Source organism: Variovorax sp. Soil_C_12 (genome assembly GCF_057657375.1).
Genome location: NZ_JBDGIO010000007.1, coordinates 259,482 through 276,101, shown reverse-complemented (window position 1 = coordinate 276,101; position 16,620 = coordinate 259,482). Strand labels below are relative to the sequence as shown.

The 16,620-nt window shown below is 67.4% G+C and carries 16 protein-coding genes and 3 pseudogenes; 14 read left to right on the top strand and 5 right to left on the bottom strand.

Annotated features, from left to right (window positions below):
* Nucleotides 1-8: 8 nt before the first annotated feature.
* From AC3A6X_RS20655 to AC3A6X_RS20630, 6 genes and pseudogenes are all read left to right on the top strand, one after another.
* On the top strand, nucleotides 9-752 hold the full coding sequence (locus tag AC3A6X_RS20655; RefSeq protein WP_487843953.1) for an ABC transporter ATP-binding protein: 744 nt from the start codon (nucleotides 9-11) through the stop codon (nucleotides 750-752).
* Nucleotides 739-1,431 (top strand): ABC transporter ATP-binding protein, encoded by a 693-nt coding sequence (locus AC3A6X_RS20650; protein ID WP_487843952.1) that lies wholly within the window; start codon nucleotides 739-741, stop codon nucleotides 1,429-1,431. The genes AC3A6X_RS20655 and AC3A6X_RS20650 overlap by 14 nt, the downstream gene beginning before the upstream one ends.
* A 1-nt stretch (nucleotide 1,432) precedes the next feature.
* On the top strand, nucleotides 1,433-2,299 hold the full coding sequence (locus AC3A6X_RS20645) for a branched-chain amino acid ABC transporter permease (RefSeq protein WP_487843951.1): 867 nt from the start codon (nucleotides 1,433-1,435) through the stop codon (nucleotides 2,297-2,299).
* Nucleotides 2,296-3,297, top strand: a complete 1,002-nt coding sequence (locus AC3A6X_RS20640) for a branched-chain amino acid ABC transporter permease (RefSeq protein WP_487843950.1) — start codon at nucleotides 2,296-2,298, stop codon at nucleotides 3,295-3,297. Before AC3A6X_RS20645 ends, AC3A6X_RS20640 begins: the two co-directional genes overlap by 4 nt.
* A 43-nt stretch (nucleotides 3,298-3,340) precedes the next feature.
* A complete protein-coding gene (locus AC3A6X_RS20635) occupies nucleotides 3,341-4,354 on the top strand; it encodes a nitrilase (RefSeq protein ID WP_487843949.1) in 1,014 nt (337 codons plus the stop codon).
* A gap of 52 nt (nucleotides 4,355-4,406) precedes the next feature.
* A pseudogene (locus AC3A6X_RS20630) lies at nucleotides 4,407-4,589 on the top strand (ATP-binding protein); the annotation flags it as partial.
* Nucleotides 4,590-4,721: 132 nt separating this feature from the next.
* Here AC3A6X_RS20630 and AC3A6X_RS20625 read toward each other — a convergent pair.
* The 3 genes and pseudogenes from AC3A6X_RS20625 to AC3A6X_RS20615 form a co-directional block, all read right to left on the bottom strand.
* Nucleotides 4,722-4,817: pseudogene (locus tag AC3A6X_RS20625) on the bottom strand (hypothetical protein); the annotation flags it as partial.
* Entirely contained in the window at nucleotides 4,783-5,217 is a 435-nt protein-coding gene (locus AC3A6X_RS20620; RefSeq protein WP_487843948.1) for a GntR family transcriptional regulator, read from the bottom strand. The pseudogene AC3A6X_RS20625 and the gene AC3A6X_RS20620, both read right to left, overlap by 35 nt.
* A gap of 273 nt (nucleotides 5,218-5,490) precedes the next feature.
* Entirely contained in the window at nucleotides 5,491-6,282 is a 792-nt protein-coding gene (locus AC3A6X_RS20615) for a GntR family transcriptional regulator (protein ID WP_487843947.1), read from the bottom strand.
* A gap of 112 nt (nucleotides 6,283-6,394) precedes the next feature.
* On the opposite strand from AC3A6X_RS20615, the gene AC3A6X_RS20610 reads away from it, so the two are divergent.
* The 7 genes from AC3A6X_RS20610 to AC3A6X_RS20580 all read left to right on the top strand — a co-directional run bounded on the left by AC3A6X_RS20610 (nucleotide 6,395) and on the right by AC3A6X_RS20580 (nucleotide 12,966).
* Nucleotides 6,395-7,264 (top strand): isocitrate lyase/PEP mutase family protein, encoded by an 870-nt coding sequence (locus AC3A6X_RS20610; protein ID WP_487843946.1) that lies wholly within the window; start codon nucleotides 6,395-6,397, stop codon nucleotides 7,262-7,264.
* A complete protein-coding gene (gene leuC / locus AC3A6X_RS20605) occupies nucleotides 7,264-8,667 on the top strand; it encodes a 3-isopropylmalate dehydratase large subunit (protein WP_487843945.1) in 1,404 nt (467 codons plus the stop codon). The genes AC3A6X_RS20610 and leuC overlap by 1 nt, the downstream gene beginning before the upstream one ends.
* Nucleotides 8,668-8,669: 2 nt before the next feature.
* Nucleotides 8,670-9,293: a 3-isopropylmalate dehydratase small subunit gene (leuD, locus tag AC3A6X_RS20600; RefSeq protein ID WP_487844083.1), complete on the top strand. Its 624-nt coding sequence runs from the start codon at nucleotides 8,670-8,672 to the stop codon at nucleotides 9,291-9,293.
* 166 nt (nucleotides 9,294-9,459) lie between these two features.
* Complete coding sequence (locus tag AC3A6X_RS20595) at nucleotides 9,460-10,410, top strand: tripartite tricarboxylate transporter substrate binding protein (protein WP_487843944.1); 951 nt, start codon at nucleotides 9,460-9,462, stop codon at nucleotides 10,408-10,410.
* Nucleotides 10,411-10,886: 476 nt separating this feature from the next.
* The gene (locus AC3A6X_RS20590) at nucleotides 10,887-11,189 is read left to right on the top strand and encodes a hypothetical protein (protein WP_487843943.1); all 303 of its coding nucleotides are present in this window, start codon (nucleotides 10,887-10,889) and stop codon (nucleotides 11,187-11,189) included.
* Between the two features lie 37 nt (nucleotides 11,190-11,226).
* Nucleotides 11,227-11,961: a Sua5/YciO/YrdC/YwlC family protein gene (locus AC3A6X_RS20585; RefSeq protein WP_487843942.1), complete on the top strand. Its 735-nt coding sequence runs from the start codon at nucleotides 11,227-11,229 to the stop codon at nucleotides 11,959-11,961.
* A gap of 9 nt (nucleotides 11,962-11,970) precedes the next feature.
* Entirely contained in the window at nucleotides 11,971-12,966 is a 996-nt protein-coding gene (locus AC3A6X_RS20580; protein ID WP_487843941.1) for a Bug family tripartite tricarboxylate transporter substrate binding protein, read from the top strand.
* Between the two features lie 268 nt (nucleotides 12,967-13,234).
* On the opposite strand, the gene AC3A6X_RS20575 is transcribed toward AC3A6X_RS20580, so the two are convergent.
* The gene (locus AC3A6X_RS20575; protein WP_487843940.1) at nucleotides 13,235-14,191 is read right to left on the bottom strand and encodes a PDR/VanB family oxidoreductase; all 957 of its coding nucleotides are present in this window, start codon (nucleotides 14,189-14,191) and stop codon (nucleotides 13,235-13,237) included.
* Nucleotides 14,192-14,211: 20 nt separating this feature from the next.
* A complete protein-coding gene (locus tag AC3A6X_RS20570; protein WP_487844082.1) occupies nucleotides 14,212-15,150 on the bottom strand; it encodes an NAD-dependent epimerase/dehydratase family protein in 939 nt (312 codons plus the stop codon).
* 238 nt (nucleotides 15,151-15,388) lie between these two features.
* On the opposite strand from AC3A6X_RS20570, the pseudogene AC3A6X_RS20565 reads away from it, so the two are divergent.
* Nucleotides 15,389-16,617: pseudogene (locus AC3A6X_RS20565) on the top strand (IS110 family RNA-guided transposase).
* Nucleotides 16,618-16,620: the final 3 nt, after the last annotated feature.

The following is a 16,620-nucleotide window of genomic DNA, read 5'->3' as shown; positions in this document are numbered from 1 at the left end:
GAGCTGCCATGCTGCTCGAACTGCGTGACACAACCAAGCGCTACGGAGACATGGTGATCATCCCGAAGCTCTCGCTTTCAGTCGAGGAGGGCGAATTCATCGGGGTGATCGGCCCCAACGGCGCCGGCAAGAGCACGATGTTCGGGCTCATTTCCGGCAGCACGCGCTGTGACGGCGGCAGCGTCTTTCTCGATGGTATGGACGTCACCACGCTGGATGCGGCGCAGCGTTGCCGCGCCGGCATCGGACGCACCTTCCAGATTCCGCAGCCGTTCGAAGGCATGACCGCCTACGAGAACGCCCTGGTCGCCGCGAGCTTCGGCAGCAGCGGGACCGGGAGTGCCGCACAGGCCCTGGCGGTCGATGCGATCGAACGCTGCGGCCTCGCTCCGGTCGCGGACAAGCTGGCAGGCACACTCACGCTGCTTCAGCGCAAGCGGCTCGAGCTTGCGCGCGCGATTGCCACGCAGCCGCGCCTCTTGTTGCTCGACGAGGTGGCCGGGGGCCTGACCGACGGCGAGATGCAGCAATTGCTGCAGCTGATCGTCACGATCCATCAAAGCGGCGTCGCCATTCTCTGGATCGAGCACCTTGTGCACGCGCTGGTCTCGGCGGCGGACCGTCTCGTGGTGCTTGCCAGCGGCGCCGTCATCTGCGACGGCGATCCTGGATCGGTCATGGGCGACCAGACCGTGCGAGACACCTACCTCGGCTCCGACATCGGCGCGGAGGTCGACCATGCTGCGCACTGACCGTCTCGATGCGTACTACGGCCTGTTCCAGGCGCTGTTCGGCTTCACGTTCGAGGTCAGGCCAGGCGAAACCGTCGCCCTGATCGGATCGAACGGGGCGGGCAAATCGACGCTGCTTCGTTCGATCGTCGGTTCAGTCCGTACCCGACCGGACGGGGTCCTGCTCGACGGCCGGCCCGTGGGCGGGGAGCCGGAGCGCAAGCAGCTCGATCGCGGCATTGCACTGGTGCCCGAAGGCCGGCGGCTGTTTCCCAGCCTGACGGTGCGCGAAAACCTTCAGCTGGCGATGCGCAACGGCCGCAAGGGGCCGTGGACCGTGGAGCGCCTGATGAAGGAAATTCCGGCGATGGAAGCATTCCAGCACCGTCCCGCGACGGCGTTGTCGGGCGGCCAGCAGCAGCTCGTGGCTCTTTCCCGCGCGCTGGTCTGCAATCCCGACTATCTGCTGTGCGACGAGATCTCGCTGGGACTCTCGCCGGTCGCCGTCGACGAAGTCTATGAACTCCTGGGCCGCGCCCGCAGGGACGGGCTGGCGGTCGTGCTGGTGGAACAGAACGTGAAGCGCGCGCTTTCCGAGTCCGACCGCTTCTATTGCATCCAGAAAGGCCGCGTGGTGCTGGAAGGCAGCTCCGAACACGCGGACCACGCGCAAGTTGCCCAGGCCTACTTTGGAATCTGACATGCAAGCACTACTCGAAACCATCGCAGGCGGGCTGATGCTCGGCGCGCTCTATGCCCTCTTCGGGCTGGGCCTCAGCCTGAGCCTCGGCGTGATGAAGATGATCAACATCGCGCATGGCGACCTGATCGTCCTGGGCGCCTACCTGTGCAGCACGGTGATGCAGCTCCTGGGCATAGGTCCGTTCATCTCGTTGCTCGCCGTGGTCCCGATGATGTTCGTCATCGGCTATGTGCTGCAGAGGGTCCTGCTCAATCGCGTGGTGGGCAGGGGAGCGCTTTCGCCGCTGCTGCTGACCTTCGGGCTCTCGATCGTCCTGCAGAACCTCCTGCAGGAGGTCTATACGGCCGATACGCGCAGCCTCCAGGCCGGCGAGTTCGCGCTGCAGGGATTCGACCTGCGCGGGGTGTCCATAGGTCTGCTGCCGCTCGTCTCGACGTTGATCAGTGTGGCCATCTTCGCGGGCACCAGCTGGTTGATCGGCCACTCGCATCTGGGCCGGCAGGCGCGCGCCGTCGCCGACGACCCCGGCACCGCGCGGCTGGTCGGCGTCAACGACCGCAACTTCTTCTCACTGGTCACCGGCTTCGTCCTCGCCGTGATCGCGCTGGCGTCGGTGATGTACGGCATCAGAACGCCGTTTTCACCCACGGCGGGGCCCGAGCGCCTGCTGTACTCGTTCGAGGCCGTTGTGCTCGGCGGCCTCGGCAATGTCTGGGGCACGTTCGTCGGTGGCTTGATCATCGGCGTGGCGCAGCTCCTTGGTGCCAAGGTGTCGTCGGGCCTCGGCCCGTTCTTCGGACACCTCGTCTTCCTGATCGCGTTGCTGGCCCGTCCGCAAGGGCTTTTCGGAAAGGGTTCGCGATGAACTCGATCGCACTGATAAATGGGACCCGGCCGCGCAAAGCGGGCAGGGCGGTAGTTGGCGTCGTGTTGCTCGCCGTGCTGGGCGCCCTGGCCTTGGCACCGTGGTTCACCAGCTTCGCGACCCAACGTCTCCTCGTGGAAGTCTTCACCGTCTTCGCGATGGCGCTGGCCTGGAACCTGCTCGCAGGCTACGGCGGGCTGGTCGTCGTGGGGCACCAGATGTTTGTCGGCGTGGGGGCCTATGCCCTTTTCGCCCTGTCCAACAGGTTGGGAATCAACCCTTGGATCATGCTGCCGCTCGCGACGGCGGCGACCGCACTCTTCGCATTGCTGAGCGCGCTGCCGATGTTTCGGCTCAGCGGCGCGCATTTCGCGGTGGGAACATGGGTGCTCGCGGAGATGCTGCGGATCCTGACGCTCAACAATGAATGGCTGGGAGCAGGGGGCGGCATGCCGCTCGAGGCGCTCGGGAGCTTCGATCGTTGGACGCGCAACGCGGGTGTCTATTGGTCCGCGCTCATCACCGGCGTCGGCGCGCTCTTCATCGCCCGCCTGATGCTCAGGGGCAAGCTGGGCCTGGCGCTGATGAGCGTGAGGGACTCGGAGGCCGCCGCGGCCGCATCCGGCGTTTCGATACAGCGTGCCAAGCTGGCGCTGTGGGTCATCGCGGGCTCCATCACCGGCCTCGCGGGCGCCGTGGCCTACATGAATACGCTGCAGGTGACGCCGGATGCGACCTTCTCGCTGAACTGGTCCGCCGCAGCCATCTTCATTGCGGTGCTCGGCGGTATCGGAACGCTGGAGGGCCCGATTCTGGGAACGATCCTCTACTTCCTCCTGCGCGAGTCCTTCGCCAGCTACGGCTCGTGGTACTTCATCGGCCTCGGCTCGCTCGCCATCGCCACCATGGTGTTCGCGTCCGGCGGCGCCTGGAGCCTCGTCACCCGGCGATGGGCCATCGATCCATTCGGCGTGCGACGCGACATGCCCCGTCGCTGAAATCCGTCCTTTTCAACCATTCACCCACAGGCAGGAAATCCAGATGTCCGAAACAGCTTTCAAGGTGGCCGTCGTCCAGGCCGCGCCGGCGTTCCTCGATGCGAAGGCCTCCACGGAAAAGGCCGTCGGCCTGATCGCCCAGGCGGGGGCCAACGGCGCGAAGCTCGTGGCGTTTCCGGAGGTGTTCATCCCGGGCTACCCCTGGTGGCTCTGGCTCGGCGCGCCGGCATGGGGGATGCAGTTCGTCTCCAGATACCACGCCAATTCCCTGCGGGCCGACGGGCCGGAGCTGGCGGCAATCGCCGCGGCCGCCAAGAAGTCGGAGATCAATGTCGTGATCGGCTTCTCCGAGATCGAGGGCGGATCGCTGTACATCAGCCAGGCGCTCATCAGCGACAAGGGCGAGATGGTGTTCAAGCGCCGCAAGCTGAAGCCCACGCACGTCGAGCGCACCCTCTTCGGTGAAGGGGATGGCACCGACTTCCAGGTCGTCGACACCAGTGTCGGCCGCCTTGGCGCGCTGTGCTGCGCGGAGCACATCCAGCCGCTGTCGAAGTACGCGATGTACTCGATGCACGAGCAGGTGCACGTGGCGTCCTGGCCCTCGTTCACCCTGTACCGTGGCAAGGCCTATGCGCTCGGACATGAAGTCAACCTGGCCGCCAGCCAGATCTATGCGCTGGAAGGGGGCTGCTACGTGCTCCACGCGAGCGCGGTCACCGGGCAGGACATGTTCGACGCGCTGTGCGACACGCCCGACCGAGTGGCGCTGCTCAATGCCGAAGGCTGCAAGCCGGGCGGCGGCTACTCGATGATCTTCGGACCCGACGGACAACCTCTGGTGCCGCACATGCCTCAGGACCAGGAGGGCCTGCTCTACGCAGACATCGATCTCGCCAACATCGCCGTGGCCAAGGCGGCCTACGACCCATCGGGCCACTACGCTCGCGGCGATGTCGTACGCCTCATGGTCAACAAGAATCCGCGCCGGACCTGCATCAACTTCGGAGAAGGCGTTACCGACGGGAGCCAATGGACAGAAGCAAAGGCTGATTGAGAAGGTGGGTAACCATGAAGTCACCAGACCTTTGTTCAGTCGGCGATGAACTGTGAGGCTGTCCCTGAAGGTGGAAGCCGAGGATCTGGCCATCTTCGCGGACGTGGTGCGGGTCGAACAAATCTTCTGGAACTTGGCGAGCAACGCGCTGAAGTTCACGCCGCCCAGGGGCACGGTCCATCTTCGCCTGAGCCGTGACGGCTCCTGGGCGTCGCTGGAGGTGCGGGATCCCGGCCGTGGAATCGATCCGAATTTTCTCGGGCACGTGTTCGGCATGTTTCAGCAAGGAGACCACAAGCCCACCAACCCTGACGGCCTCGAAGATCGCGCGGTGGTCGCGAACGGCTGCCTGCCGGCGCACAGCGTCGGCCTGGGCGACAGTCCGGCGCGACAGCACGATCTGCGCGCTCAGGGAATTGAGCATGACCTCAAGCCGCGAATTGCGCGCCGCCTTGATCAGCACCGAATGGAAGTCGTGCCCAACTGGGCCCATTTCGCGTCGTTCTTCTCGCGCTCGTATCGCTGGCACAGGCGCTCCAGTTCGGCGATTCGGCCGCCGTGGCGCGCAATGCGGCGTAGCGCGTGGCGCTGGCCTCGAGCACTTCACGCAATTCGAAGAATTCCCGCAAGTCATCAAGAGAACGAAGCGGCACGGCATATCCGCGCGAGGGCAACTGCTGCAGGTAGCCCTCACGGGTGAGCAGCTTCATCGCTTCTCGAATGGGGGTGCGGCTCATGCCGAGGCGGTCGGCCAGATGGATCTCGTACAGCGGCTCTCCCGGAGCCAACGTACCTTGCACGATGGCTTCGAGGAGTTGGTCGCAGGCGCTCGCGGTGAGGCCGGATGGCTTTGATGTTTGCATTGGCGGATTCGCTGTGCATACACAGAGTCCACGCTGTGCCGCCATTAGGTCGACGTGTCAACGGAGCGCCTCTAACTATGACGAGCTCAGTTACTCGCACGCCGGCCTGATCAAATCGCTTCTCGCCGATGCTCGTCCAACCCTTGTGACAACGGCGATGCCCGATTGCAATCGCGAGTCACACTGTTTTCCGATCGCTCAAGCAGGTGCGCAACAAGACGGCGCCGCCGCTGCCCGCGCCTGGGTTGCGTGGATCGCCGCCTTGGTTGGACCTCATCTGGACAAAAGCTCGTCATCGACCGGCGCGTCCAGCACGATCTGCCCGGCCGTCAGGGTGTTCACGGTCGCTCCGGCGATCTCCATCATGATGCTCGCCCGATCCGCCGCCATGTAGGCGGTCAGGTGCAGCACCGGACGCTCGCCCATGTCATGCATCAGCCGCACCAGCTTCAACAGCGGCGCACCCACCTCCGTCTGCAGCAGTGCGGCGCGATCCGGGTCGCTCACCGTCGCGCTGAACTCCTGCACGACGCGGCCGAACTCGACGCCCTGCGTCATCAGGATCTCGTAGAGCGCCTTCTTCTTGAGGGCAGCCGCCGTCACGCGCCGGCCGACGGCCGCGGGCACCCACGCGTCCGTCAGCATCGCAGGCTGGCCGTTGCGGTTGGATCGAATGCGCAACGCGTGCACGGCCTTCTCACCTAGCGGAAGTTGCAGCAGCCTCGCCACATCGGCCGGCGGGACGGTCTGCTCGACCTCGAGGACGCGGACGATCGTCTCGATCGCGGTCTTGCGCAGGCTGTCGATGACGCTGAGGCTGGGCACGGGCCGCAGCTGTCCGGGCTCGCCCCGCACGAAGGTGCCACGGCCGTGCCTGCGCTCGACCAAGCCCAGCGCCGCCAGGTCGCCCAGGGCACGCCGCACGGTGATGCGGGAGACGCCGAATCGCTCGCAGAGCGCTTCCTCGTTCGGCAACGCACCGTCCGGAAACAGGCCGCGCGAAATCTCGTCGCGCAGCACCAGGTAGATCTGCCGGTGCAACGCGGTGCCCCGTGCCCCGTTCATCGGCGTAGTTCCAGTCGACAAGTTCATGGCGCGAGCATAACTTGTTGACTTGTTGTTATGTTGTGATAGTCTTAGTACAACAGAGATCAACCACGTTGAAAGGCCGCCGCCCATGACCCATCCCTCCCTTCGCGAGTTGCTCGCCGCGCCCAGCATGCTCATCGCGCCCGGTGCCTATGACGGCATCGGGGCGCGGCTGATCGAGCAGGCCGGCTTCAGCGCCGTGTACATGACCGGCGCCGGCACGGCGGCGGCGCGCGGCTTTCCCGACTTCGGCCTGCTCGACATGGGCGAGATGGTGGCCAACGCCGCCACGATGGCGCGCTCGATCGGCGTGCCACTGATTGCGGATGCCGACACCGGCTACGGCAACGAGTTGAACGTGACGCGAACGGTGCGCGAGTATGAATCGCGCGGCGTCGCCGCGATCCACATCGAGGACCAGGTCTCGCCCAAGCGCTGCGGCCACCTGGATGGCAAGGAAGTGGTCTCGCGCGACGAGTTCGTGTCCAAGATCCGCGCCGCGGTCGGTGCCCGCCGCAGCAAGGAGTTCGTGATCATCGCCCGCACGGATGCGCGCGCCATGCTGGGCCTGGACGAGGCCATCTGGCGCGGCAACGCGGCGCTCGACGCCGGTGCCGACCTGGTCTTCGTCGAGGCCACGCAGTCGCTGGAGGAGGTGGCGGCGGTGCCGAAAGGCGTGAAGGGGCCGTGCCTGCTCAACGTGGTGCCCGGCGGCCGGACGCCGATCTCCGACCTTCGCGAAGCCGAGGCCATGGGCTACAAAGTGGCGATCCTGCCCGGCCTGATGCTTGCGGCCGCAATCAAGGCCGGCGATGCGGCGCTGGCCCAGCTGAAGGCCACGCACAAGGCGCCCGAGGTCACGCAGAGCGTTGCCCAGACCTTCCGCCGCTTCGGCGCCGACGAGTGGGATGCGCTGCGCAAGCGCTTCAATGCCGGCGCCGTCATGGAAGAGAAGTGATGGCCGCCCGCACGCTTTTCGACAAGATCTGGGACGCCCACGTCATCCGCGACCTCGGCGATGGCTGGGCGCTGCTACACATCGATCGTCACCTGCTGCATGACCTCTCCGGCCCGCCCGCGCTTGCCGAAGTGACGGCACGCGGCCTGCCGGTGCATGATCCGGAGCTGGTGTTCGCCACGCCCGACCACGCGATGTCGAGCCGGCCCGGTCGCAATGGCGTGACCTACGCGCCCGGCGGCAAGCTGTGGACCGCGCTGCGCGACCGCACCCGGTCTGCCGGCGTGCGCCTGTTCGACCTGGGCGAGCCGGGGCAGGGCATCGTGCATGTCATGGGGCCGGAGCTGGGCATCGTGCTGCCGGGCCTCACCGTGGTCTGCGGCGACAGCCACACCTGCACCAATGGCGCGCTGGGTGCGATGGCCTTCGGCATCGGCTCGTCCGAGAGCACGCATGTCCTGGCCACCCAGACGCTGCGCCAGCAGAAGCCCAGGCGCATGCGCATCCGCTGCGACGGCACCCTGCGCGCAGGCGTCACCGCCAAGGACCTCGCGCTGCACATCATCGGTAAGCTCGGTACCGCCGCCGGCGTCGGCCATGTGATCGAGTACGCGGGCAGCGCGATCGAAGACATGGAGGTCGAGGCCCGGCTCACGCTGTGCAACCTCACGGTGGAGCTCGGCGCACGCTGCGGCATGGTGGCGCCCGACCAGCGCACCTTCGACTACCTGCGCGGCCGCTCCTTCGCGCCGCAGGGTGCGGCCTTCGACGCGGCGGTGGCGCAATGGTGGCTGCTGGCCAGCGATGCCGATGCTGTCTTCGATCGGGAAGAGTCCATCGACGTTTCCGGCATCCGCCCCACCATCACCTGGGGCACGAGTCCGGAGCACGCCATCGCCATCGACGCCCGCGTGCCCGATCCGCACGCCGTCGCCGATGCCGCGCAGCGCGACACGCTGGCCGCCGCGCTCGACTACATGGGCTTGAGCGCAGGCCAGCCGATCGCCGGCACGCCGGTCGACTGGGTGTTCATCGGCTCGTGCGCCAACTCGCGCATCACCGACCTGCGCGCCGCCGCCGAGGTGGCGCGCGGCAGGCATGTGGCGCCGGGCGTCACGGCCTGGGTCGTCCCGGGCTCCGAGAACGTCAAGCGCGCGGCGGAGGCCGAAGGCCTGCGCGAGGTGTTCGAAGCGGCCGGCTTCGCCTGGCGCGAACCCGGCTGCAGCATGTGCGTGGCGGCCAACGGCGAGCAGGTGCCGCCGCAGAAGCGCTCGGTATCGACCTCCAACCGCAACTTCGTCGGCCGCCAGGGGCCGGGTGCCCGCACCCACCTGGCGAGCCCTGCGATGGCGGCGGCCGCGGCCATCGCAGGTTGCATCGCCGATGTCGGGAGCATCCTATGAGCATCCCGCCCTTCACCGTCGTCAGCGGCGCTGCGCCGTACCTGCCGCGCGCCAACATCGACACCGATGTGATCATCCGCATCGAGCGCCTGACCTCGCTGCCCAAGGAGCAACTTGGCGCCTACGCGATGGAGGCGCTGCGCTACCGCGCCGACGGCAGCGACGACCCGGACTTCATCCTGAACCGTCCGATCTTCCGAGGCGCGCCGATTCTGCTGGCCGGCGACAACTTTGGCTGCGGCTCCTCGCGCGAGGGCGCGGTGTGGGCGCTGCAGGGCATCGGCGTGCGTTGCGTCATCGCGCCCAGCTTTGGCGACATCTTCCATGGCAATTGCTTTCAGAACGGCGTGTTGCCGATCCGTCTGCCGGCGCGTGAGGTCGGGGCACTGGCCGCGGCCTGCGCCGACGGAGCGCCGCTCACGGTCGACCTCGAACGGCGCACGCTGACTGCGCCGTCGGGCGCGCAGACCGCGTTCACCATCGACCCGCTGCGCCGCGAAGCGCTGCTCCTTGGCCTGGACGACATCGGCCTGACGTTGCGGGACGAAGCCCTTATCCGCGCCTGGCAACAGGCAGACCGCGCGCACCGGCCCTGGGCCTGGACGCCGGCCGCCGTTCCTCGTTGAAGGAGACGGCTTCGCAATTGAACGCTTTCGAGGCAAGGATGGCGCGGCACGCATGCGGCCTGTGCCTTCAGGATCACAGAACCAAGGAGACATCCAGATGATGAAGTGCGTGTTTCAACCCGCGTCGCGCGTTCTCAGGGACGCCAGCCGGCGGCTCCGCGCATATATGACGGCGCTGGCCGCTGCCGTGGCGGCGGCAGGTCTTCCATTCGGCGCCGACGCGGCCGACTGGAAGCCGGACCACCCGGTGACGATGGTGGTGCCCTATGGGGCCGGCGGCGGCACCGACGCGCAAGCGCGGGTGATGGCCAAGGAGCTGTCGCAGCTCTGGGGCCAGCCGGTGGTGGTCGAGAACCTCGGCGGCGCCGACGGGCTGATCGGCACGCGGCGCGTGATCGACGCCAAGCCCAACGGCCTCACGCTGCTGGTGCAGCTGCCCTCGATCACGCTGATCCGGCACCTGCCGGCCTTCAAGGGCGTCGATCCGGTGTCGCAACTGGTGCCGGTCTCGGCGTTCTCGACGCTGCCCGGCGTCGTAGCAGCCAATGCCGCGCTGCCGGCCAGGACCATGGCCGAGATGGTGCGCTATTGCAAGTCGGCCGCGCCCCCGTGCTCACTCGGAACCACCGAGAACATGGCGCGGCTGCAGGCGCGGATGCTGGGCGCAGAGAGCGCGTTGCCCAACCTCATCGTCGTCAACTACAAGGGCGGCGGGCAGTTGATCACCGACCTGGTGGCCAACAACGTCTCCTTCGCCATCGCCGGCAGCACGGCGGTGCTCCCCCATGTGCGCTCCGGCGCGCTCAAGGTCGTCATGACGATGGGCGACAAGCGCTCGTCGGTCTTGCCGGAGGTGCCGACGGCGATCGAGCAGGGCTTTGCCAGCTTCGACGCCACCACCTGGTACGGCATCTTCGTGCCGAAGGGAACTCCCACAGAGATTCAGCAGGGCATCGCGACCGCGCTGCGCGAGGCGGCGAAGAGTGAGGCGGTGCGCAAGGCCTTCGCGACCATCGGCGCCGAGCCGCTCGGCAACACGCCCGCCGAGTTCGCGGCGATGGTCCAGCGCGAGCGGGAGCGGGTCGACGCCTTGGCCAAGCGCTTTCCGCTCGAATGAAATCCACAGGAAGCAACGCATGATGAGCACCGTGACGACCACCCCGGCCGCGGGCCGCGACGCAGCCGCCTGGCGCGGCGCCGACCTCGCCAGCGATGCACGCTGGATGATGCACTTCGACGATGCAGAGCGCACCGACCTGCTGCGGGTGCTGCGCGCCGGGCATCGGCCCGGGCAGTCGCTGCTGGCCTACCGGCGCAGCGACTTTCCCTTCGGTCCAGCGGCGCTCGCGAAGATCCGCCGTGCCGTCGACGAGGCGCAGCACGGCCTCGGCGTCGCGCTGCTCAAGGGCTTTCCGCGCGCGAGCGTCACGCCGGACGAGTTCGTGCTGCTGACCTGGGCCGTTGGCCTCTATGTCGGTGTCGCGCGTCCGCAGGACAGGATGACGCGCTACATCAACCGGGTGCAGGACGTCGGCACGGTCTACCGCGGCCCTACCGGCCGCGGCTATTCGTCGAATGCCGAGCTCGACTTCCATGTCGACGGCGCCGACATCGGGCGACCTGCAGATCCTCAGCAACTTCACTGCGCTGCATTCGCGCACCCAGTTCGAGGACGCCCCCGAGCCCGAGAAGAAGCGGCTGCTGTTCCGCCTGTGGCTGGCCACACCCGATTCGCCACGCTTGCCCGCCGGCTGGGATGGCTTCTACGAATCCACCGAGCCCGGCGTGGTGCGGGGCGGCGCCTACGGGCAGAACTACGACGACGAATGCCGGCGCTTCGATGCCGAGCAGGCGCAGGCCATGGGCATGCGGCTCGGGCCTGGATTCTCGAATTGACCCACTGAACCCACTGAACCCCACCCAAGGAGAAATCATGAGCAGACTCGACATTGCCGGCGACGCCCGCCGCACCATCGACGTGATCAAGAGCGGCGGCATCGCCATCGTGCCCAACGACACGGGCTACGCCTGTTGCGGCTCCTCCATGGATCCGCTGAAGAAGATCTACGACACCAAGCGCCGCGGCAGCCACAAGCGCAATGCGATGGCGGCGGACCTGGAGACGCAGCGCGAGCTGCATACGCTGCCGCCCCGGGCGCAGCAGATGGTGGAGGCGCTCGTCGTCGATCACGACCTGCCTCTGGGCGTGGTCGGCACGTTCCGGCACGACCATCCCTTGATCCGCAAGCTGGACGACGACGCCATCAAGGCGAGCACGGCCGCCGGCACGATCAGCACGCTGGTCAACGCCGGTGTCTTCCACGCGGAGCTGTGCCGCCTGAGCCGCGAGGAGGTCGTGCCGCTGTTCGGCTCGTCGGCCAACATCTCGGGGACCGGCACGCGGTTCAGCGTCGAGGACATTCCCGATGAACTGAAGCAGATCGCCGACATCACCATCGACTACGGGCTGCGCCGCTATCACATCTATCGCCGGGCCGGGACGCTGATCAACTTCGAGACGATGGAGGTGATCCGCATGGGCGCCTGCTACGAATTGATTTCCGGCGTCCTCAAGCGCTGGTTCGACGTCGAGCTGCCGGCGGATCCGGGCGTCGAGGCGCTGCCGTCCGGGCACCTCAACGAGTTCGCATTGAAGAACGTCAAATAGGGGTCGGCCATGCACGCAGCGCTCTTCGATCCGCGGCGCCGCTCGGCGCTTGCCGGCGGCGCAGCCGCTCTCGCGCTCGCGATGCTGGGCGGCCGCGCGCAGGCGCAAGCCTGGCCGAGCAAGCCGGTGCGCCTGCTGCTCGGCTACACGCCGGGCGGTTCCTCCGACATCCTGGCGCGCGAGCTCTCGGTGCCGCTCACAAAGCTGCTGGGCCAGCCCGTGGTGGTCGACTACAAGCCCGGCGCGAGCGGCACCATCGCCGCGTCCGAGGTCGCGCGGTCCGCCCCTGATGGCCACACGCTCGGCCTGCTCGACAACGCGCCCCTGACCATCGTGCCGTCGCTGCGCAACCCGGGCTACGACCCGGTGGCCGGCTTCACGCCGATCGCGATGGCGTCCCAGTTGCCGCAGGTGCTCGTCGTGCCGGCGGCCAGCGGCATTCGCAGCACGCGCGAGCTGATCGCGGCCATGCGCAAGGAGCCCGGCAAGTTGAGCTATGGGTCGGGCGGCGCCGGCAGCGTCAGCCACCTCGCCGGCGAGCTGCTCAAGCTGCGCACGGGGACCTTCGCCGTGCATGTGCCGTACCGTGGCGCCGTGCCCGCGATCACCGCGTTGATCGCGGGCGACGTGCAGTTCGCCTTCCTGACCTACACGGGCACCTCGTCCTTCATCGCGAGCGGCAGGCTGCGGGCCATCGGTGTCAGCTCGCTGCAGCGGCTCCCCGCGATACCGGATGTGCCGACCATCGCGGAGAGCGGTGTGCCCAACTTCGACGCGCCGGGCTGGTTCGCGCTCATGGGCCCGCCCGGCCTGCCGCCGGCAGTGACCGCGACGATCCGCAAGGCGTTGGCCGAGGTCCTGGCGACCCCCGCGGTGGTCACGCGCATGCAGGAGCTCGGGCAAACGGTGGTCACCGGCCAGGCCGACGTGGGCCGGACCATCGCCAACGAACTGGCGATGTGGAAGCAGCTCGTCGCCCAGAGAAAGATCGTTATCGACGGATGAAGGCCATCCTTCCTGCTCCCCGCAACAAGGATTGGTGACAAATTGCATTGCGCCTCATCGAAGATGGCCAGATCGTCTTGAAGACTTGGATGTGGTGCAACCACATTCGGATGTTCCCGCCACAGTGTCTGCCATGAGGGCCATCTCGTTGAATGGGCGGATTGCGATTCGACTGCAGCGGCAAGTGCACGCGCCACATCGCATTCGTGCAGCCCCTGCCCAAGCCCGCCGTGCCAAGATCCTGCGCAGGAAGCCGCGTGCAGCGGCGCTATAGGTCAAGCACCAGCACGGGCGTCCTCGAGCGCGAGCAGCAGGGTGTGAACTGGTCGTTCGCCGCGTGTTCGGCATCCGAGAGGTAGACGTCGCGGTGGTCCGGCGTGCCCTCCAGCACGCGCGTGAGACAGGTCCCGCAGACGCCCGCCTCGCACGAGAAGGTGATATCGATGCCTGCGCCCAGCAGGACTTGCAGGGCGGTCTGGCTCGCCTCGACCCTCAGCGAGTGACCCGAGTGCGCGAGGCGCATCTCGAATGCGGTGTCCGCAGTTGAAGCCGCAGCCGATGCGGCGAAGTATTCGCGATGAAGCTGGTCCTCGGCCCAGCCAAGGCACCGCGCCGTGCCCAGCACATGGTTCATGAAGCCGGACGGGCCGCAGACATACAGGTGCGTTCCAGACGGTGAATTCGTCAGCACATGGTCGGCGTCGAACTTCTGCACCGGCTCGCCGTCGTCGAAGTGGAAGCTGACCCTGCCGGCAAAGGCCGCAGCTTCGATCTCGTCGCGAAACGCGGTGCGTGCGGGAGCGCGCGTGCAGTAGTGCATGTGGAAGCTGCGGCCCTCGCCATCCAGCGCTCGCGCCATGGACAGGATCGGCGTGACGCCGATGCCCCCCGCGATCAGGAGGCTGTGGCGCGCGGGAACAAGCGCGAAGTGGTTGCGCGGCGCGCTCGCTTGCAGCACGGTGCCTGGACGGACGTGGTCATGCATGCCGGCGGAGCCCCCACGCGAAGCCGCCTCACGCAGCACCGCGATGCGCCAGCGCCGCCGCTCGGCCGGATCGCCGCACAGCGAATACTGGCGCACGATGCCCGGCTGAACGTGCACATCGATATGGGCCCCTGCGGCGAACGGCGGCAGCTCGCCGCCCTGCGCGGGCTCGAGTTCGAAACTGCAGATCCCTTCGGCTTCCTGCCGCCAGCCGCGAACGACCAGACTCAGCGCTTCCATTGCTTCATTCCTTCGGTCTCTCAAGCGCTCAGCGCGCGCCGCACGAGCACCTCGGCTGACCCGTCGTCGCGCAGCCCCAACGCGCGCGAAGGAGCGTCGTCCAGCCGCGGATAGCGGCCGAACACGTTTTCAAGTCCAGCTTGAGGGGCAAACTGCACCAGCTGACGGCGGTCCTCTCCGTACAGCGCCGCACAGATCTCGATCACCTGCGCCATCGACAGCCACAGCACGGGCAGGGGCCATGCGCGGGCGGGATCGGCCTGCGAGACATCCATCACGGCCGCGTGCACCAAGTTCTCGGCACAGCACTGTGCCGACATCCACCAGGCCGTGGCCTGCGGCGACACCGGGCATGTGAATGGCTCGCCAGCGGCCAGCGCGTGCAGGATGTCGCTCATGAACGCGGACGCCAGGCCCGAGGGCGCACGGGGCCTGGCGATGATCCCGGGCAGACGCACCGAACGCCCGTCCAGCAGACCCCGGCGGCTGAAGTCGGCCAGCAGTATCTCGCAGGCGAGCTTGTGCGCGCCATAGGTGAGCGGTGGATGAAGAGGTGTCTCGGGGCCGACCCGCTCGGGGAGGCTGCTCCCGTAGACCGCGATGCTGCTGGCGTAGACGACCACTGGCGGCGTGTCACCATCGGCAAGCATCTCGAACAAGGCCAGCGTGGCGTCGAGGTTCACGCGGCGACCCAGCGCGTAGTCCGCTTCCGCCGCGCCGCCCGGCACGGCGGCAAGATGGAAGATCACGGCGGGCGCGAAATCGCGGATCTGCTGCAGCAGCCGTGCGGAGCCCAGATCCCCTTCCAGCGCCAGCGCGCCTGGGGGAACGTCGGCAAGCCGCTGATCGGCCAGCGCAAGGGCGCTGACCGGCTGCTGGCCGATGCGGCTTGTCGTGCGCAGCAGCGCCGCGAGCTGCGTGCCGATGAAGCCGCCCGCGCCTGTGATCAATACCTTCATCTCAGTTGCTCCACCGCGGCTGGCGCGACCCACGACGCATGAAACCTTGCTGTAATTGAGGGGCGGCGTCCGGCAAAGAGGTCGGTTTGTACTTGGTGCCTCGAACCCGTATCTCAGTTGGACCCGCGGCCTCACGAGCACCCCGTACTGTCGCCTGCGGCCTCGGGCCGCTGAGCACGCATTTCAGACTTCGATGACGTGGGCCGCACGCCGATGTCGCCGCGACACGGAGGCGATCATGGAGGTCATCTACCCGCGCTGTGCCGGGCTGGACGTGCACAAGCAGACGGTGGTAGCGTGCGTGCGCATTGCCGGCGACGGCCCCCCGTTGCAGGAATTGCGCACCTTTACCACCACCACCTCGGGCCTGTTGGCCCTGGCCGACTGGCTCGACTCGTTCGGCGTCGAGCATGTGGGTATGGAGGCCACGGGCGTGTACTGGAAGCCGGTGTGGCACGTGCTCGAAGGCCACTTCGAACTGGTGCTGGCCAACGCCGCGCACGTCAAGAACGTCCCCGGTCGCAAGAACGACGTCAACGACGCGATGTGGCTGGCCGACTTGCTGGCGCATGGCCTGATCCGCGCGAGCTTCGTGCCGCCAGCAGCGGTGCAGGAGCTGCGCACGCTCACGCGCACGCGCAAGCAGTTCGTGCGTGAGAGGGCCTCGCGCGCGCAGCGCATCGAGAAAGTGCTCGAAGACGCCAACCTCAAGCTCGGTGTCGTGCTCAGCGACATCCTGGGCAAGAGCGGGCGCGCGGTGCTGCAGGCGATCATTGACGGCCAGGACGATCCCGGGCGCCTGCTCGGCTGCATCGGCTGCATCGGCCGCGTCAAGGCCAGCCGCGCCGAGTTGCTCGAAGCCCTGCGCGGACACGTGCGTGCCCATCACCGCTTCATGCTCAAGCTGCACCTGGGCCACATCGACGCCCGAACAAGGCCATCGCCGAGATCGAGAAGGAGGTGGGCCTCGGGCTTGAGCCGTTTCGACAAGCCGCCAAGCTCCTGAGCACCATGCCCGGCCTGAGGAGCGTCGGCGCGCATGTGGTTGTCGCCGAGATCGGCATCGACATGTCGCGCTTCGCCACACCCGGCCACCTGCTGTCGTGGGCTTGCATGTGCCCGCGCAACGACGAAAGTGCCGGCAAACGCCGCAGCACCCGGCTGCGCCGCGGCGGCAAATGGCTCAAGACCACTCTCGTGCAAGCCGCTTGGGCCGCCATCAAGGTCAACGGCAGCTACCTTCAAGCGCAGTTCCATCGCATCCGCGCGCGCCGCGGCGCCAAGAAGGCCATCATCGCCGTGGCCGCCTCGATGCTCACCGCCGCCTGGCACAGGCTGCGCGACGGCACCGAATGGCACGACCTCGGCGCCGCTCACTTCGACCGCGCCGACGCTACCAAGACCGCCAACCGCCTCATCCAAAGACTTCAGCAGATCGGCTACCACGTCACCGCCGTGCCGGCTTGATCG

What these genes read in the sequence shown, in the direction of transcription:
- AC3A6X_RS20655 (WP_487843953.1), top strand. Translation starts at nt 9, where the DNA reads ATGCTGCTCGAACTGCGTGACACAACCAAGCGCTACGGAGACATGGTG.
- AC3A6X_RS20650 (WP_487843952.1), top strand. Translation starts at nt 739, where the DNA reads ATGCTGCGCACTGACCGTCTCGATGCGTACTACGGCCTGTTCCAGGCG.
- AC3A6X_RS20645 (WP_487843951.1), top strand. Translation starts at nt 1,433, where the DNA reads ATGCAAGCACTACTCGAAACCATCGCAGGCGGGCTGATGCTCGGCGCG.
- AC3A6X_RS20640 (WP_487843950.1), top strand. Translation starts at nt 2,296, where the DNA reads ATGAACTCGATCGCACTGATAAATGGGACCCGGCCGCGCAAAGCGGGC.
- AC3A6X_RS20635 (WP_487843949.1), top strand. Translation starts at nt 3,341, where the DNA reads ATGTCCGAAACAGCTTTCAAGGTGGCCGTCGTCCAGGCCGCGCCGGCG.
- AC3A6X_RS20620 (WP_487843948.1), bottom strand. Translation starts at nt 5,217, where the DNA reads ATGCAAACATCAAAGCCATCCGGCCTCACCGCGAGCGCCTGCGACCAA.
- AC3A6X_RS20615 (WP_487843947.1), bottom strand. Translation starts at nt 6,282, where the DNA reads ATGAACGGGGCACGGGGCACCGCGTTGCACCGGCAGATCTACCTGGTG.
- AC3A6X_RS20610 (WP_487843946.1), top strand. Translation starts at nt 6,395, where the DNA reads ATGACCCATCCCTCCCTTCGCGAGTTGCTCGCCGCGCCCAGCATGCTC.
- leuC (WP_487843945.1), top strand. Translation starts at nt 7,264, where the DNA reads ATGGCCGCCCGCACGCTTTTCGACAAGATCTGGGACGCCCACGTCATC.
- AC3A6X_RS20595 (WP_487843944.1), top strand. Translation starts at nt 9,460, where the DNA reads ATGACGGCGCTGGCCGCTGCCGTGGCGGCGGCAGGTCTTCCATTCGGC.
- AC3A6X_RS20590 (WP_487843943.1), top strand. Translation starts at nt 10,887, where the DNA reads ATGTCGACGGCGCCGACATCGGGCGACCTGCAGATCCTCAGCAACTTC.
- AC3A6X_RS20585 (WP_487843942.1), top strand. Translation starts at nt 11,227, where the DNA reads ATGAGCAGACTCGACATTGCCGGCGACGCCCGCCGCACCATCGACGTG.
- AC3A6X_RS20580 (WP_487843941.1), top strand. Translation starts at nt 11,971, where the DNA reads ATGCACGCAGCGCTCTTCGATCCGCGGCGCCGCTCGGCGCTTGCCGGC.
- AC3A6X_RS20575 (WP_487843940.1), bottom strand. Translation starts at nt 14,191, where the DNA reads ATGGAAGCGCTGAGTCTGGTCGTTCGCGGCTGGCGGCAGGAAGCCGAA.
- AC3A6X_RS20570 (WP_487844082.1), bottom strand. Translation starts at nt 15,150, where the DNA reads ATGAAGGTATTGATCACAGGCGCGGGCGGCTTCATCGGCACGCAGCTC.